The organism is Streptomyces sp. NPDC055239 (assembly GCF_053606205.1).
The window spans coordinates 1-16,193 of the sequence record NZ_JBSGRD010000024.1; the positions used below are offsets into that span (position 1 = coordinate 1).

The window sequence follows — 16,193 nt, forward strand, 5'->3', positions numbered from 1 at the left end:
CAGGGGGGACCCTGTGGGAGAGTAGGACGCCGCCGAACTATTATTAACGGGAAACCCCCGCACCCTCTGGGTGCGGGGGTTTTCTGCGTTCCAGGGTAAATTCACGCGTCACGCCGGCCGCGTCAATTTCGTGTCGTACGCCAGAATTACCGCCTGCACCCGGTCCCTCGCCCCCGTCTTCGCGAGAATGCGCCCCACATGCGTCTTCACCGTCGACTCCGCGAGGTGCAGGCGCCCCGCGATCTCCGCATTCGTCCAGCCCTGCCCGATGACCGTCAGGATTTCGAGCTCCCGGTCCGTCAGTGAGGAGAGGCGCGGGTCCCGGGAAGGGGCGGCGTCCTCGCCGGTGCGCGTCGGCAAGTGATCGGCGAACGCGTCCAGGAGGCGGCGGGTCAGACTCGGAGCCACGACCGCGTCCCCCGTGGCGACCGCCCGGATGCCGGAGAGGAGCTCCTCCGGCAGGGCGTCCTTGATGAGGAAACCCGAGGCGCCCGCTCGCAGGCCCGCGTACGCGTACTCGTCCAGGTCGAACGTGGTGAGGATCAGGACCCGTGTGCGGTCGCCCGCCGCCACGATGCGGCGCGTGGCCTCGATGCCGTCCAGGCCCGGCATGCGGATGTCCATCAAGGCGACGTCGGGGTGGAGTTCGGCCGTCATACGGACCGCCTCGCTGCCGTTGCCGGCCTCGCCCACCACCCTCATGTCGTCCTGGCTCTCCAGGAGCATGCGGAAGCCGAAGCGTTGCATGGGCTGGTCGTCGACGATGAGCACGGTCGTCACTGAGCGGATTCCTTGGGGAGATGGAGTTCTACCTGCCAGCCGCCCGGCGGATGCCGCAGCGGGCCTGCCTCAAGTGTCCCGTCGTAGAGCGCCGTTCGCTCGCGCATTCCGGTGAGACCGCGACCGGACGTTCCAGAGAGGCTGCCCCCGGCACTGCCCCCGGCACCCGTGTCCGTCACCGCCACCCGCACCCCGTCGTCGCCGTACACGACCTCCACGTAAGCCGTCGCCTCCGGGCCCCCGTGCTTGAGGGTGTTCGTGAGGGCCTCCTGGACCACGCGGTAGACCGTGAGCTGGCGGCCCGCCGGGAGGGAGTCGGGTCGGCCGCGCACCGTGCTGCGTACCGGAAGGCCCGCGGCCCGTACCCCGTCGATGAGTTGGTCCAGGTCGGTGAGGGCGGGCTGGGGAGCGAGGGCTGCGGCTGCCTCCGGAGCCTCCTCCCGCAGTACGTCCAGGAGCCGGCGCAGCTCCGTCAGGGCCTGGCGGCTTGTGGTGCCGATGGCGGTGAGGGCCTGGGCGGCGCGTTCGGGAGACTTGGCGGCGGCGTACGAACCGCCGTCCGCCAAGGTCGTGATGACGGAGAGATTGTGGCCGATGATGTCGTGCATCTCGCGGGCTATGCGCGTGCGTTCGGCGTTGGTGGCGAGCTGCGCCTGCTGGTCGCGTTCGACTTCGAGCTGCTTGGCGCGCTGCACAAGGGATGCCATGTACTCCTGGCGGGTGCGGACCGCGATGCCGAGGAGGGCGACGATGGCGAAGCTCATCATCGTCGGGATGACCTGCTGGTCCCAACTGCCCTGCGGATAGCGGATGCGGCTGACGAGGAGCGGCACGACGGTGAGGCCGTACGCCCAGGCCAGCGTGCGCAGCGGAAGCCGTACCGCGATGTTGAAGACCACGATGAGCAGGGTGAGCGAGCCCTGTAGGACGGCCCCCGTCCAGTTGTTGGCGAGCCCCGCCAGGAACATGGCCGCGTACACCGCGAGCGGATGGCTGCGGCGCCACAGGAGCGGCACTGTGACGGCCACCGTGATCACGTACAAGAGCCAGGCGGAGATGTCTGTGTTGTGGGCGATGTTCCGCCAGCCGTCGCCCACCAGGTCGACCAGCCCGGCGCACATGAAGAAGCCGGTCAGGAGGGCGTCCCAGACCAGTGGGCGGCGCCGGTCGAAGGAGCGCACCCACTGGACGCCGCGCTCGACGTACTGGGTCAGCGGCTGGGTGTCCTGGCCACTGCTGTTGCCGTCCCCGCCCCTGTCCCCGTTGTAGTCGCCGTCGCCGGTCACGGCTTCATCCTCGTACGAGAGTTGCTCATACGTCCTGTCGCTTCAGCAGATATGCCGCCGCTGCCAGGGATGCCACCGCCCACGCGCACAGCGTAAGGAGGCCCGCGCCCGGTGAGAGGTCGCCGGACGCGGTGTGCACGGCCGCCAGGGACTCGGAGGCGGGCAGCGGGAAGTAGCCGAGGACGTCGTGGACCGTGTCGTTCGGGATCATCAGGGCGAGCTGCGGCAGGAGGATCAGGCCGCCGACGTACGCGCCGATCGCGCCCGGGATGCTGCGCAGGGCCGAGCCGAGGCCGAGCACGATGACGCCGATGAGGACGGTTCCGGCGGCCGAGCCCGCAATGGCGCGTGCGATGCCGGGGTCGCCGAGTGACGCCTCCAGGTCGGTGCCGCCGAGGAACAGCTGGGCCAGCGGGAACGTGAGGAAGTCGGTGATCAGGAGCGTCCCGAGCGCGACCGTGCCGAACACGGCGGTCTTCGCCCAGAGCACCGGAAGACGGCGCGGCACCGCGGCCATCGTGGCCCGCACCATGCCCGTCGAGTACTCGCCCGCGGTGATGAGGATGCCCAGGACCGCGATCGCGACCTGGCCGATCTGGGTGCCGAGCAGGGCGTACGTGACCGGGTCGATGTTGTCACCGGGGCTGGGCGTGTAGGTGGCGGCGACGATCATGCCCAGGGCGATGGTGAAGACGCTCGCCACACCGAGCATGATCCAGGTGGAGCGGAGCGTCCACAGCTTGTGCCACTCGGAGCGGAGGATTCCGCGGGAGGTCAGGCGGTAGGGGGACGTGAGTGTGGTGGTGGTCGCGGTGCTCATGCCGCTGCTCCTTCCGGTACGCCGGGGGACACCGATGCCGCGTACTCGACCGAGTCGCGCGTCAGGTCCATGAACGCCTGCTCCAAGGAGGCCGTCTGCGGGGTGAGTTCGAAGACGGGGATGCCGTGGAGCGCCGCCGTGCGGCCGATGTGTTCGCCGTCCGTGCCACGTACGTCGAGGACGCCCGGCGCGTCACTCGTGATCTGTACGCCGGATGCGGCGAGCAGCTCGCCGAGCAGGCCCGCCTCGGGGGTGACGACCTTGACCGATCCGGTGCCCGACTCGCGTACGAACGTCTCGACCGTCGTGTCCGCGAGGAGTTTGCCGCGGCCGATGATGATCAGGTGCTCGGCGGTCAGTGCCATCTCGCTCATGAGGTGCGAGGAGACAAGGACCGTACGGCCTTCTGCAGCAAGGGATTTGAGGAGGTTGCGGATCCACAGGACGCCCTCGGGGTCGAGGCCGTTGACCGGCTCGTCGAGGATGATCGCGGCCGGGTCGCCGAGGAGTGCTGCCGCGATGCCGAGGCGCTGGCCCATGCCGAGTGAGAAGCCCTTCACGCGCTTGCGGGCGACCTCGTGGATGCCCACGAGGTCCAGGACCGCATCGACGCGGCGGCGTGGGATGCCGTGGGTGTGGGCGAGCGCCATGAGGTGGTGGAAGGCGGTGCGGCCCGGATGGATGGACCGCGCCTCGAGGAGCGCGCCCACCTCGTGCAGGGGTGCGGTGTGCGTCGCGTACGTCCGGCCGCCGACCGTCGATCGGCCGCGGGTCGGGGCGTCGAGGCCGAGCAGCATCCGCATGGTGGTGGACTTGCCCGCGCCGTTGGGTCCGAGGAAGCCGGTGACCGTCCCGGGGTGGACGGTGAAGCTCAGGTCTTCCACCACGGTCTTGTCGCCGTAGCGCTTGGTGAGTTCGTATGCCCGAATCATGCTTCTGATGCTGGCGCCCGCGGGGGCGCGTGGCGTCGGACCAGGGGCGGGACGTGGGCGGCGGCGAGTAGTACCGCGGTAGGACGATGACCCTGAGGGGCGGGCCGGGTGCGGCTGGTCCTAGCCGGGTAGTTCCGCGTGGGGCCAGCGGGTGCGGGCCTGTTCGCGGGAGCGGAGGAGGGCCAGGGTGGGCAGGCCTCGGTCGGCGCCTGTGGAGAGGAGCTCCGGGAGCTGGGGGAGCGGGGCCACGGCGGCCACATCGTCGAGGACCAGCGTCATTGGTGGGTCGAGCCGACCGGAGGATGACCGTTCGGCCATGCGCCGGCCGTGCTCGACCACGCTTGAGGCGAGTGCCGTGAGGAGGGGCATCGCGCCCGGCCCCTTGGGCGATTTGGGATCCTCGATGGCTTCACCCACCACAAAAAGCGTGCCCCCTTCATCGATGAAGGAATCCAGAGTGAGGGCATCGGTTCTGTTGGGGGTGCAGGATTCTCGTACGTTCAGAGTGAAAAGGGCGGACAGAGCGCGTGCCGTCAACTCCTGAGCCATGTCACGACGTTCGGGGTACGCGGTGAGCGCCGCCTCCAGCTCTCCCGCTGATCCCGATGCCGCCTTCTGGTGGGTGCGGAGGATGCGGACCGCGTCCTGTACGCCCGTTCCCTGGGCCCAGCGGTGTACGTGCTTGACGGGGCGGCCGTCCACCGCCGCCGCGTGGAGGAAGCTGCGGAGGAGGGTTTCGGCGGTGTCGGCGACGGTGCTGTCCAGTTTCGCGCTTGGCCTTATGGCGGCCAGCAGGGCGGTGGCTCGTTCGGTCGCCGTTGCCTTGTCCTCGCAGCCCGAGGTGGGGGACCAGTGCATTCTTGCCGGGGTGTCGCAGAGGTGTGAGGGGTCGTAGACCAGGACGGGGCCGAGCTTCGCTCTGGCGTCCTTGGTCTCCTCCCACAGGGTGGGGTCCGAGGTGAGGACGAGGGCTGCGCCCTCTGCGTCTCTGATTGCTTCTGCTGCTAGGGGTCTGCGGGTTTCCTGGGGGCCCAGTACCAAGGGGGTACGGGGAGTGGGGACCGTCAGTTTCTCTGTGCTCGGGGTTTCGGTGCTGGGCCCCTCTTCGGGGCTGGGGCTTCTTTCATCCGCACCCGGCGCTGTTGGCTGTGCCCACCCGTTCCGCCCTGCGGAACGCCTGCCCACAGCGGGGGCGGCGGGGGCGGCCTCGACAGGGACAGCTTCCTGAGCCGCGTGCTCGACCGGCTCCCCCGCCGGAGCCGGGGTGGAACGTTTGTCCATCGTCGGCGCCACCGGAAAGCGTCTCGATCTCCGTACCGCCCGCCACCGCGTAACCGTCCCCATGATGAAGATCGTGAGGACGACGAGCACCATCAGCTGGCCGATCAGCAGGCCCCAGAACAGGCCGTAGCCCGTGAGTTGGGTCGCCGGGGTCGCCGGCCACGCGCCCGTGATGTCGTGCGGCTGCTGGACCAGGTGCCGCATCGCCACCGGCGTGTTGCCGAAGGTGACGTTCTTGGGCCAGGAGCCGTGCGAGAACGTGCCCGCGAGGCCCGTCGCCGACCAGACGAGGACCGTAAGACCGAGGACGAAGGCGAGGCCGCCGACCAGCACACCGTCGGGGATGCCCCGCTCCCGTGACGCGCGGCGCCCGCCCTGGTCGCGGTGATCGGGCTCAGCCTCCCGGTAGCCCATCCCTCACGCCACCCCGTATCTCGACGACGATGACCCTGCTGACGGATCGTTCATCTGCTGTTCCATGTACGCCGCTCGCTCCTCCGCCTCCGCCTCGGCCGCCCGCAGCGCGTCGTCGGCGAGGAGTTGGTCCGCCGACGACTCCGTCATGGCGCGGTCGGTGAAGACCAGGGGGCGTTCGGTCTCCGTGATCAGGTGTTTGACCACCTGGACGTTGCCGTTCACGTCCCATACGGCGATACCGGGCGTGAGGGTCGGGATGATCTCCACCGCCCAGCGCGGCAGGCCGAGCACCCGTCCTGTCGCTCTCGCCTCGTCCGCCTTCTGGGCGTAGATCGTCCTTGTCGACGCCATCTTGAGGATCGCGGCGGCTTCCTTGGCCGCCGCTCCGTCGACCACGTCGCTCAGGTGGTGGACCACCGCCACGAACGAAAGCCCGAGCCGTCGTCCGAACTTCAGCAGCCGCTGGAAGAGCTGCGCGACGAAGGGGGAGTTGATGATGTGCCACGCCTCCTCCACCAGGAAGATGCGCTTCTTGCGGTCCGGGCGGATCCAGGTGTGTTCGAGCCAGACGCCCACGATCGCCATCAGGATCGGCATCGCGATGGAGTTCCGGTCGATGTGCGAGAGGTCGAAGACGATGAGCGGGGAGTCCAGGTCGATGCCGACCGTCGTCGGGCCGTCGAACATGCCCCGCAGGTCACCGTCGACGAGGCGGTCGAGGACGAGCGCGACGTCCAGACCCCATGCCCGTACGTCGTCTATGGCGACGTTCATCGCTTCCGCCGACTCGGGCTCCGGGTGGCGCAGTTGCTCCACGATGTCCGTGAGGACGGGCTGGCGCTCCACGATCGTCTCGTTCACGTACGCGTGGGCGACCTTGAGCGCGAAGCCCGAGCGCTCGTCGAGCCCGTGCCCCATCGCGACCTCGATGATCGTGCGGAGCAGGGCCAGCTGACCGGTCGTGGTGATCGCCGGGTCCAGCGGGTTGAGGCGGATCCCCATGTCGAGCGCGGCCGTCGGGTCGAGCCGGATGGGGGTCAGGCCGAGCTCCTGGGCGATGAGGTTCCATTCGCCCACGCCGTCCTCGCCCTGTGCGTCCAGGACGACGACCTGCCGGTCCTTGAACCTCAACTGCCGTAGAACGTACGTCTTCTCAAGGGCCGACTTGCCGTTGCCCGACTCTCCGAGCACCAGCCAGTGCGGGGCCGGGAGCTGCTGTCCGTACAGCTGGAAGGGGTCGTAGATGTACCCCTTGCCGGAGTACACCTCGCGCCCGATGATGACGCCGGAGTCGCCGAGGCCGGGTGCGGCCGTCGGCAGGTAGACCGCCTGGGCCTGCCCCGTCGACGTACGGACCGGGAGTCTGGTCGTCTCCACCTTCCCGAACAGGAAGGCCGTGAAGGCGTCCGTGAGGATGGTCAGCGGATCCCGCATGGTTGACAGCCCTCGCCTCTAGCGTCGGATGCCGGTCGCGAACGGCAGCGTGTTGACGAAGGACCTGTGGTGCTCGCGGTCGCACCACTCCAGCTTCAGGTACGACTTTCCCGCCGAGGCCCGGATGGTGCGCTTGTCGCGGGCGAGGGCCTCGGGGGAACGGGACGAGACGGTGATGTAGCCGACGAGATTGACCCCGGCCGCGCCGCTCGCCAGGTCCTCGCCGCGCTGGTCCAGACGTGAGTTCGATGCGATGTCACGGGGGTCGACCGTGCGGTTCAGCTTGGCCTGGCGGCTGGCCTCGGCCTCGTCGTTCGTCTTCTCCGTCAGCATGCGCTCGATGGCGACCTCGGTGGGTTCGAGGTCCATGGTCACGGCGACCGTGCGGATGACGTCCGGGGTGTGGACGAGCAGCGGGGCGAGGAAGTTGACGCCGACGGGCGTCATCGGCCACTCCTTCACCCAGGCCGTGGCGTGGCACCAGGGGGCGCGGGTGGAGGACTCGCGGGTCTTGGCCTGGAGGTAGGTGGGCTCCATGGCGTCGAGCTCGGCGGGCCAGGCGTTGCGCTTCGTCATCGCCTGGATGTGGTCGATGGGGTGGTCCGGGTCGTACATGGAGTGCACGAGCGAGGAGAGCCGCCCCTGCCCGAGCGGCTGCCGTACGCGGATGTCCGCTTCCTGGAGCCGCGAGCAGATGTCGGTCAGCTCGCGCGCCATGACGACCGCGAGTCCTGCGTCCTTGTCGAGCTTCCGGCCGCCGTGCGGACGGCTGGCGCGGGCCATCGCCTGGGCCTCGGCGGCCAGATCGCGCGAGTAGTGCATGCAGGCCACGAGATACGCGCGGTGCTGCTCGCTGCTGGTGGAGACCATCGACTGGAGCTGCTCGTACGACTGCTGCAGCCAGGGCAGTGCCCGGTCGTCGCCGCGGATGCTGACGTCCTTGGCGTGGGCGTCCGGGTCGGCGGGCAGGGTGCGCGCGAGCATCTGGAGCCGGGTCACGAAGCCGTCGCCGTTCGCGACGTGCTTGAGCAGCGTCCCGAACCGGTCGACGAGCGCCTCCTGGTCCTCGGAGTCGCGGAGGCCGACGCCGGGGCCCTCGATCTCGATGGCGGCGGTGACCGTACGCCGGTCGGCGTGCAGCAGCACCGCGATCTCATCAGGACCGAAGGGCGCGGCCAGCCAGTTGATGCGGCCGATCCCGGGCGGCGGGCCGACCTCGACCTCCCTGCCGTCGAAGCGGATGCCCGCCTCGGGGGTGGCGGAGCGGTAGGCGGTGCCGCGCTTGAGGGAGCGCTTGTAGCTGCGGTTGATCTCGAACCACTTGTAGAACGTGCGGCCCTTGTAGGGGACGTAGACCGCGGCGATCGCGAGCATGGGGAAGCCCATGAGCAGCACGATGCGCAGGGAGAGGACCGGGACGAGGAGCCCGCACATCATCCCCAGGAAGGCGCCCGCGATGATCATCGCGATCTCGCCGGTCTCCCGGTTCTTGCCGACGATCGCGTTCGGCCGCGCGCGGCCGATCAGATATGTGCGGCGGGGCGCGATCGGTTGCGACACGTGGGACTGAGTCGTCAACGCCCTTCACCTCCCGTGCGTTTGGTACTGCCAGTGGAACCGTTTCCTGAGCCGCCCGAGCCGCGGTTGCGCGCGTGCGGTGTGCTGGTCGCGCTGCCCCTGGGCGGGGGCGCGGCGGAGGGGACAGATCCGCCGCCGCTGGATGAGCCGCCTCCGCCGCCCCCGCCGCCGCGGGAGCTGTGGGCTGCGACGCCGCCGCTCACGGGGTTGGCGGGACGCGGCTGGCTGTTGCCGCCTCCGTCTCCGCCGTTTCCGCGGGAGCTGTGGGTCTTGATGCCCTGGGAGACGAGGGACGCGGGGGACGAGATGACGGCCGCGGCGCGGTTCTCCGCGCCCTGGGAGATGCGGTTGTTGCGGGAGTTGGCGATCTCGTCGCCGAAGCCGGGGACGAAGCGGTAGATCATGGCGCTCGCGAAGATGGCGAGCAGGATGATCGAGAGCCCGGAGACGACCGCCGAGAAGGAGTCGGGCCCGTCACCGGCGGAGAGCGCGCCGGCCAGGCCGAGCACGATGACGATGATCGGTTTCACCAGGATCACCGCGATCATGATCCCCGCCCAGCGGCGGACGTGCGTCCACAGGTTCTTGTCGACGAGACCCGCGTACACGACGGTGCCGAGCAGCGCGCCCACGTAGAGCAGCGCGGCCCGGATGACGAGCTCGAGCCAGAGGACACCGGCCGCGAGGATCGACACGAGCGAGACGACGATCAGCATGATCGGCCCGCCGCCGATGTCGTCGCCCTTCTTCAGTGCTTCCGAGAACGTCCCGAAGAACGTGTCGGTCTGACCGCCGGTCGCTTTCGCGATGACGTCACTCACGCCGTCGGCCGCCGAGACGACCGTGTAGAGGATCAGCGGCGTGAAGGCGGAGGCGAGGACCGTCAGCCACAGGAACCCGATGGCTTCGGAGAGCGCGGTGGTGAGGGGGACGCCTCGCACCGCGCGCTTGGCGACGGCCAGGAGCCAGAGGAGCAGGGTCAGGATGGTGGACGCGGCGAAGACGACCGCGTACTGCTTCAGGAAGCTGGGGTTGGTGAAGTCGACGGCGGCGGTCTTCTTGACGGCCTCGGACAGCTTGTCGACGGTCCAGGACGCGGCTTCCGCGCAGCCCTTCGCCAGGGAGGAGAGGGGGTCGGCGGTGGAGTCGATGGGGGCGTCGGTGGGGTACTTGCCGCCACCGTCGCTGCTGCCGCCGCTGCCTTTTTCGCAGTACTTTTTGGCGGGGCCGACGATGAGGTCACACTTTTCGTCGTCCGGCGCCGCGTAGGCACGCGAAGCCAGCAGGACCGCCGCGGACTGCACGGCCGCAGCCGCGGCCGTGAGCTTCAGGGCACGTCGGCTACCGGGCATACGTGAACCCTCCGTACTCCTTGACTGCCTTGGCGATCTCGTCGGCCGTGGAGACCTTGTTGTCGCCGTTCACGGGAGCCGGGCCGTCCTTCGACAAGTACCGCTCGACCTTCCAGTCCCCGCCGGACCACCGCATCTTGAACGTCATGGTGAACCAGTCGTTGCTCACGGGGTTCGTCGTGTCCTGCCCGGCTGTCCCGAATGCGCCGGTGCACCACACCTGCACGGTCGCCGAGCTGTTCGCGTACGCCGTTGCTTTGGTGCCGACGGGCAGGGTGCGGGAGACGTAGGTCTGGCCGGGCTTGGCGTTGCCGTTCGCGTCCAGGCCGACCTTGTCCAGGAAGTCCTTTGAGTACGTCTTGCCGAACTGCTGCTCAAGCTCGCTCACCTTGTCGGGCACGAAGATCTGACGCACGATCTCGGCCCTGCGGGCAGGCTTGAGGATGTCGGACGAGACGAGCGCCACCGCGTAGTTGGACGCGGCGGACTGCGCACCCTGCTCACTCTTCGCGTACCCGGACGGAATCCCCGACGTCTTCCCGTCGACAGGCCGCGCCCCGGACGCGGCCGTCGGGTCCGCCCCCGCCTTCTTGCCGTCCCCGGCGGCCTCCTCGCCGCCCCCGCCGTCACCACGATTCGCGAACGCGATAGCCGCGATGAGCACGACCACCACACCGACCACCGTCACGAGGCTCCGTGACGAAGAACGGCTGGATCTGCGCCCTCCCCCGTAGACATCCTGACCGCCCCCCTCGCCCTCGGGGAGCCGCGTCCGGGTCTCGCCCGAGCCGCCGTAGAGGCTGTCGTTCCGCTCGTCGTCGAGACTCATGCCGCGTACGCCCCCTCAACCTCTCGGTGAACCGCCACGTACGACGGTAGCCGTGCTGATTCCCGCGCGGGCGCGGTGTGGTGACTCGACATCAGGGAGTTGCAACCTCAGCCGGTGGGCGCGACGGACGGGTGGGTCGGAGGGGGACAGAGTGAGGGGACGGGGGAGCAGGCGGGGAGAGGCGGGACGTGAGGGAGCGGGGGAGGGAGCGGCGAGGGGCTAGACCGCCATGCCGTACACGATGGTGAAGACCGTGCCGAGCGATCCGATGATGAAGACGCCGGTCAGGCCCGCGATGATCAGGCCCTTGCCCTGCTCCGCGCTGAAGGTGTCGCGCAGCGCCGTCGCGCCGATGCGCTGCTTCGCCGCGCCCCAGATCGCAATGCCGAGACAGAGGAGGATGGCGATCGCCATCACGACCTCGATCATCACCCGTGCCTCGTTGCCCAGACTTCCGAAGGGGCCCCAGTCGGGGGCGATCCCGCCGATGATGGTGGTGATGTCGCCTTTTTCGGCTGCCAAAAGCATGTGTAACTCACCGCCCCTAGTGGGTTGTTCCGTCACCTCTGCCTACCGCAGCGCAGAGGACAGCTCATTCTCGCCGATTCTCGCCGACAAATGGGCCAGTGCATGTCGACTTGGCGTCATTCGTTGGCTGAAACGTATGGTCACTCTGTGTATCACGGTGAGTGACGCCGGGCAATGACGGCCCGGCGAGCCCTCTGACCAGGTCTCATTCTGACCTGACCCCATGATGGACACTCACATCATGGGTCATGGAGGCCCGTCGAGGCCATCCAGACTGTCCCAGCCACTGAGACCGTCCCAGCCGTCCTAGCCGTCCAGGCCATCCAGGCCGTCAAGGCCACCGAGGCCGCCGCCCGTCACGACGTACGAGCAGTCGGTGTAGCGGTAGCCGGGCTGAACCTTGCTGCCCTCGGTGTTGTTGCGGACGCCGCCCACGGCGCTCGCGTCGCGCTTGTAGAGGAAGTGGTAGTCACCCGGGGGCAGGTGGAGCGTCTTGTTCGGATACCCCTTGCCCGCCAGGCAGGACTTCTTGCCCTGGGCCCGGTTCGTGTACGTCTTGCAGCCGCTGCACGCCGAGAGCTTGAGGGTGCCGGTGGTCGGACCGGTGTAGAGGACTTCGAGCGGGCCCGGGCCGCCGTTCTCGACGACGTACGTGAGCCGCGCGCCGCCCGGCGACTTGGCCGGTGGCAGGCTGCGGCCCGCTGCCGGGCGGGATTCGGCGATCTCGGCGGCGATGGCGATGTCCTTGGCACGGTCGCGCTTGCCGTTGCTCTTGTAGGTCCCGGCGAAGTCGTTGAGCGTCTTCGCCGCTTCCGTGAACTTCCCGTCCTTGAACTCGTCCACGCCGCACGCGTACGCCCCCGACTCCACCGCGCTCGCGGCGTCACCGGAGAGTCCGTCGCCCGCACTGTCGGGGAGGGCCTCGGCGGTGGTGCCGATGCTGCGCAGCTCCTCGGTGGCCTTGCAGGGGTCGGAGCCCTTCAGGTCCGACGAGCGAGAGGTGATGGCCTCGCGGATGGCGGGCTCGACCTTTCCTGCCTGGTCGGAGTCGGGGAACGTACGCAGGAGCTGGCCGAATTCGTCGCCGCCCGCTGTGCCGCCCGCTGTGCCGGCTGTGGAGCTGGTGCCGAGTCCTTGGTTGCCGCACTCGTAGAGGGAGGTGGCCAGGCGGTCGTCGGGCCAGGTGGCGAGCGTGCCGAGGCGGTCCTTGCCGAGGGAGCCGGGGAGGGTGCGGAGGTACTGAAGGGGCTTCAGCGCTTCGCAGTACTTGCGCGCGTCATAGGGGGCGGCGACGGACTTGTAGTACGCGGTGAGGCTGTCCGGGACGCGCTTGGCGGCCTTCGAGCCGGGGTGGTCGTCGCCGAGGTCGCGGTAGATGGCGAGGGCGGCGCGGTAGTCGTCCTCGGCCGAGGCGAAGGCGGTGCCGTCGGCGGCCGTGACGATCTTGTCGGCCTTGTCGAGCCGGTCGAGCAGCATCTCCTCGACGGCTTCGTCACGCGCGGCGTCGTACGCGATGACGCCGCCGGCGGGAACGGCGAGCAGGACGAGCCCGATCCCGAAGACGAGCGGCGTGCGCAGCGGCCAGTTCTGGGAGGTACGGAGGGCGCGGCGGGCCCCGTCGGCCGCGGCGAGGAGCAGGAAGGCCACGAACCCGATGAGTACGCCGCCGGGGACGCCGTCGACCTCGGCGGGGAGCGCGAGGAAGAGGAGCGTGGCGGTCGCGGCCCAGCAGAGGGCGGCAAGGAACCACTGCTTCAGGAGTACGTAGCCGAGTCCGAGGCCGGTGAGGTTGAGGATCCCGGCGGAGAGGGCGCGGAGGGCGTCGGGGGCGGGTTGGGGTGCGGGTGGGGCGTATGGAGGTGGGGCGAAGGGAGCGGGTGGTGCGGGTGGTGCGGAGGGGGGTGGTGGCGGTGCCATCGGGGGAGGCGGCCCGAACTGGACGCCGTGGGGGGCTTGGGGGGCTGCAGGGGCTGCAGGGGCTAGGGGTGCCGCCTCGGGCGTGGGTCTCTGGCTTTCGCCGTCCCCACTTCTGTCCCCGCCCCCATCTCTATCCCCGTCCCTGTCCCCGCCCCCGCCAGGAATGGCGTCTCTGGGCCCGTCGCCAGGCGTGGTGTTCTCGTCCCCAGGCTGCATGTTCGGCTCCCCCCAGCCGTTACAACGCGGCGCGTTGATTTGCGCCCAATTCCCATACGATCGGGGAAAGTTGGACACCCGTCAACAGCCCCAGCACCCCTTAGCTGCGGCGTCCGAGCGCCTTCGCGCGGGTGTAGGACCGCCCGGTCAGGAGTACTCCGGCGGCGAGCACCGCGGTGTAGGCGACCAGGAGGACTGCGAAGCCGCCGGGGAGCCAGCCGAGGAGGCCGGTGTAGTCGTGGTCGATGAGCAGCCGGATGAGGCCTTGCGCGGAGAAGCACATCAGGAGTGCGCCGAGTACTTGCAGGATGTCGTATTTCACGTTACGAACGTATCAGCGGAGTTTCTCAATTTCCTCCCCTGCAAGGTGCCTTCTCTCTAATACGTCACACATTTCAGGTCCTATACTGGAAGGCGTGCGTGACGAAACAAGAACCCGCTGCACGGTCTGCCGTGCCGGAATGAACGCCGCGGGCAAGCGTGGCCGCCCCGCTCTCTACTGCTCCCGCAGCTGTCAGGCGAGGGCCTACCGACAGCGGAAACGGCCCCCCGTCCCGGCGCCCGAGCGCCCCACGTCATCGTCCGACGCCCGGTCGCGCAGGCGCCGCCAGATCGCCGAGGCGGTGTGGCGCATCGCGGCCGAGCGGGGCTTGGACGCGGCGAGCATGCGGGAGATCGCGGCCGAGGCGGGGGTGTCGCTACGGGTGGTGCAGTACCACTTCGCCGACAAGCACGAGCTCCTCGTCGCCGCCCTGCACCTGCTCCACCGCGAGAACGAACGCCTCGCCAGGACCCGCGTCCGCTTCGACCCCGCGAACCTGCGCGGCGTACTGAGCGCGCTGCTGGACGAGTTCCTGCCGCTGGACGCCCAACGGGCCATGGCGCTGCGGGTGCTCTCCGCGTACTACGCCCGCAGCCTCACCGACCCCGCGATCGCGGCGGTCTTCCTGAGCGGCGAGCACCCCCTGGAGGAGCTCGTCGCCGGTTTCATCGCCACGGCCCAGGCGGACGGGCAGACGGCCCCCGGCCTGGACGCCCGGCGAGAGGCGGACCTGCTGGTGGCCGCGGCGGTCGGGCTCGGCGGGGATGTACTGCACGAGCGCCGCACCCTGGACGACGTACGCGGCACCCTCGACTACCACCTGACCAAGCTCTTCAGCCCGACCCCGACCGGTCCGGTTCGGTCGTAGCTCGGTCTCCCGGGGTACGTCGACGGGCCGATGCGACATAGGGCTCGGGCCCGATCTTCTTTGCTGCGGGGCTAGTTAGCGTCCTGCTCATGAGAATCGGATTGCTCGGAACTGGAAATGTCGCTCGCGCACTGGCGACCGGCTGGCAGGCGGCGGGGCATGACGTCGTGCTGGGGTCGCGCCACCCGAAAGAGCGGGGAGGGGCGGAGGCGCTTGGCGAGTTCGCCGTCGTCGGTCTTGCCGAGGCCGCCGAACACGGAGAGGTGTTGGTCAACGCCACTCCCGGCACGGCTTCGATGGACGTGCTGAACGAAATCGGCGCGGGCGCCCTGGCGGGGAAGTTGCTGGTCGACATCGGTGTCGGCTTTACGGAGGGTATGGAGCTCTCTCATCCCAACTACAGCCTCAGTGAGGAGATTCAGGCGGCATTTCCCGAGACGCCGGTGGTCAAGACGCTCGCCACCGTCGATTCGGTCGTGATGAAAGACCCGGGGAGTCTGGAGGAGACGGGCACGATCTTCCTCTCCGGTGACGATGCCGCTGCCAAGCGGACGACGCGGCAGCTGCTCGGTGACCTGGGATGGCCGGATGCCTCCCAGCTCGACCTGGGAGGCATCGGGACCGCGCGCGGTCAGGAACACTTCGCGCTGCTGTTCATGGGGGTGGCGGAGGCGATCGGGTCGTACGGGTTCGGCATCAAGGTGGTGCGTCCGCGTGCCCGTACCGTTTGAGCAGGTGACGGGGGCCGCTGGTGGTGGGGCCGTCAGCCGGCCGGGGAATCACTGACTTTGGCGACCGGGCCGATCTCCAGCTTGACCGCGCTCTCGCCGTCGGTGACCGGGAGCGTGCCCGCGGGCCAGTCGAGGGTGACGTGCTTGGTCTCGTTCGGGGGCGTGACGACGAGGCTTGTGATGCGGACGCCGGAGCCGCCCGAGTTGTTGTACGCGAACGTGATGTTGAAGGCGGCGGTCTCGCCGTCCTTCAGGATGTCCCGGGCCGGGGACTCCCCGTTGCGGTCGACGGAGAGGGTGTCGCCCGTGGACGCCGTCAGGTCGACTCCCGCGTAGCCGTTGATGGCGCAGTCGCGGCCGCCGCCGTTCTTGAAGGAGACGGTGACAACGCCTTCCTTCTTGTCGGTGGTGTTGTCGGCGGCGTTCACTTCGAGCTCGTCCGTACGGCAGATGCCGACCTTGCCGCCCTCGTTGTCGCCCTGGTTGTCGTCGGTCCCGGCGGCTGTGCCCTGGTTGCTTTCGCCGCCGCCGGAGGGCTCTCCAGCGCCTGGGCCGGCGTCGGAGCCGTCGTTGCCGTCGCCCTTGTCCGCTGACGCGGTGGGTGAGGTGGTCGTGTTCTCCGCCGCGTTGTCGTCGCCGTTGCACGCGGTGAGCGAGAGGGCGGCGACGAGGCCGATGACCGCCGCGACGGCCTTACGGGTGTGCTTCATGAGTTCCCCCGGAGTAGCGCTGTCTCTTGGTGCCGTTCGGTGCCGTTCGGTGCCGTTCGTTGGCGATCACAGCTAAGGGGGAGGGGCTTGGCGGGGGCAAGGAGCGCTGGCCCTTACGGGACGATGGGATGGCAATGCTGGTTTGACCTGCGGAAATGCGCCCTTCTTGGGATGGTGATGCGGGATGGTCCG

The 16,193-nt window shown here is 69.2% G+C and carries 15 protein-coding genes; 2 read left to right on the forward strand and 13 right to left on the reverse strand.

Annotation, left to right across the window (positions count from 1 at the left end; translation table 11 throughout):
* Window positions 1-108: 108 nt before the first annotated feature.
* From ACWFRJ_RS42745 to ACWFRJ_RS42800, 12 genes are all read right to left on the reverse strand, one after another.
* Window positions 109-780, reverse strand: a complete 672-nt coding sequence (locus ACWFRJ_RS42745; RefSeq protein ID WP_453544171.1) for a response regulator — start codon at window positions 778-780, stop codon at window positions 109-111.
* Window positions 777-2,066, reverse strand: a complete 1,290-nt coding sequence (locus ACWFRJ_RS42750) for a sensor histidine kinase (protein ID WP_453544173.1) — start codon at window positions 2,064-2,066, stop codon at window positions 777-779. Before ACWFRJ_RS42750 ends, ACWFRJ_RS42745 begins: the two co-directional genes overlap by 4 nt.
* Window positions 2,067-2,091: 25 nt before the next feature.
* Window positions 2,092-2,886: an ABC transporter permease gene (locus ACWFRJ_RS42755; RefSeq protein WP_453544175.1), complete on the reverse strand. Its 795-nt coding sequence runs from the start codon at window positions 2,884-2,886 to the stop codon at window positions 2,092-2,094.
* A complete protein-coding gene (locus ACWFRJ_RS42760; protein ID WP_453544177.1) occupies window positions 2,883-3,818 on the reverse strand; it encodes an ATP-binding cassette domain-containing protein in 936 nt (311 codons plus the stop codon). The genes ACWFRJ_RS42755 and ACWFRJ_RS42760 overlap by 4 nt, the downstream gene beginning before the upstream one ends.
* 120 nt (window positions 3,819-3,938) lie before the next feature.
* Window positions 3,939-5,513 carry a type VI secretion protein gene (locus ACWFRJ_RS42765; protein WP_453544179.1) on the reverse strand — a complete coding sequence of 525 codons (1,575 nt, stop codon included), beginning with the start codon at window positions 5,511-5,513 and terminating at the stop codon, window positions 3,939-3,941.
* Between the two features lie 3 nt (window positions 5,514-5,516).
* Window positions 5,517-6,950 (reverse strand): ATP-binding protein, encoded by a 1,434-nt coding sequence (locus tag ACWFRJ_RS42770; protein WP_453544181.1) that lies wholly within the window; start codon window positions 6,948-6,950, stop codon window positions 5,517-5,519.
* Between the two features lie 18 nt (window positions 6,951-6,968).
* A complete protein-coding gene (locus tag ACWFRJ_RS42775) occupies window positions 6,969-8,528 on the reverse strand; it encodes an SCO6880 family protein (protein ID WP_453544183.1) in 1,560 nt (519 codons plus the stop codon).
* The gene (locus ACWFRJ_RS42780; RefSeq protein ID WP_453544185.1) at window positions 8,525-9,880 is read right to left on the reverse strand and encodes a hypothetical protein; all 1,356 of its coding nucleotides are present in this window, start codon (window positions 9,878-9,880) and stop codon (window positions 8,525-8,527) included. The genes ACWFRJ_RS42775 and ACWFRJ_RS42780 overlap by 4 nt, the downstream gene beginning before the upstream one ends.
* Window positions 9,870-10,709 (reverse strand): hypothetical protein, encoded by an 840-nt coding sequence (locus tag ACWFRJ_RS42785; RefSeq protein WP_453544187.1) that lies wholly within the window; start codon window positions 10,707-10,709, stop codon window positions 9,870-9,872. Before ACWFRJ_RS42785 ends, ACWFRJ_RS42780 begins: the two co-directional genes overlap by 11 nt.
* Before the next feature lie 219 nt (window positions 10,710-10,928).
* The gene (locus tag ACWFRJ_RS42790; RefSeq protein WP_190083671.1) at window positions 10,929-11,237 is read right to left on the reverse strand and encodes a hypothetical protein; all 309 of its coding nucleotides are present in this window, start codon (window positions 11,235-11,237) and stop codon (window positions 10,929-10,931) included.
* Between the two features lie 306 nt (window positions 11,238-11,543).
* A complete protein-coding gene (locus ACWFRJ_RS42795) occupies window positions 11,544-13,154 on the reverse strand; it encodes a hypothetical protein (protein ID WP_453544190.1) in 1,611 nt (536 codons plus the stop codon).
* A gap of 316 nt (window positions 13,155-13,470) precedes the next feature.
* Window positions 13,471-13,692, reverse strand: coding sequence for a hypothetical protein (locus ACWFRJ_RS42800; protein ID WP_453544192.1), 222 nt, complete (start codon window positions 13,690-13,692; stop codon window positions 13,471-13,473).
* Window positions 13,693-13,786: 94 nt separating this feature from the next.
* Between ACWFRJ_RS42800 and ACWFRJ_RS42805 the strand changes: the two genes are divergently transcribed.
* Window positions 13,787-14,560, forward strand: a complete 774-nt coding sequence (locus ACWFRJ_RS42805) for a TetR/AcrR family transcriptional regulator (RefSeq protein WP_453544194.1) — start codon at window positions 13,787-13,789, stop codon at window positions 14,558-14,560.
* An 89-nt stretch (window positions 14,561-14,649) separates the two neighbouring features.
* Window positions 14,650-15,291 (forward strand): NADPH-dependent F420 reductase, encoded by a 642-nt coding sequence (locus tag ACWFRJ_RS42810; RefSeq protein ID WP_453544196.1) that lies wholly within the window; start codon window positions 14,650-14,652, stop codon window positions 15,289-15,291.
* Window positions 15,292-15,323: 32 nt separating this feature from the next.
* Here the strand turns inward: ACWFRJ_RS42810 and ACWFRJ_RS42815 are convergent, their stop codons facing one another.
* A complete protein-coding gene (locus ACWFRJ_RS42815; RefSeq protein WP_453544198.1) occupies window positions 15,324-16,001 on the reverse strand; it encodes a DUF4232 domain-containing protein in 678 nt (225 codons plus the stop codon).
* Between the last annotated feature and the right edge of the window lie 192 nt (window positions 16,002-16,193).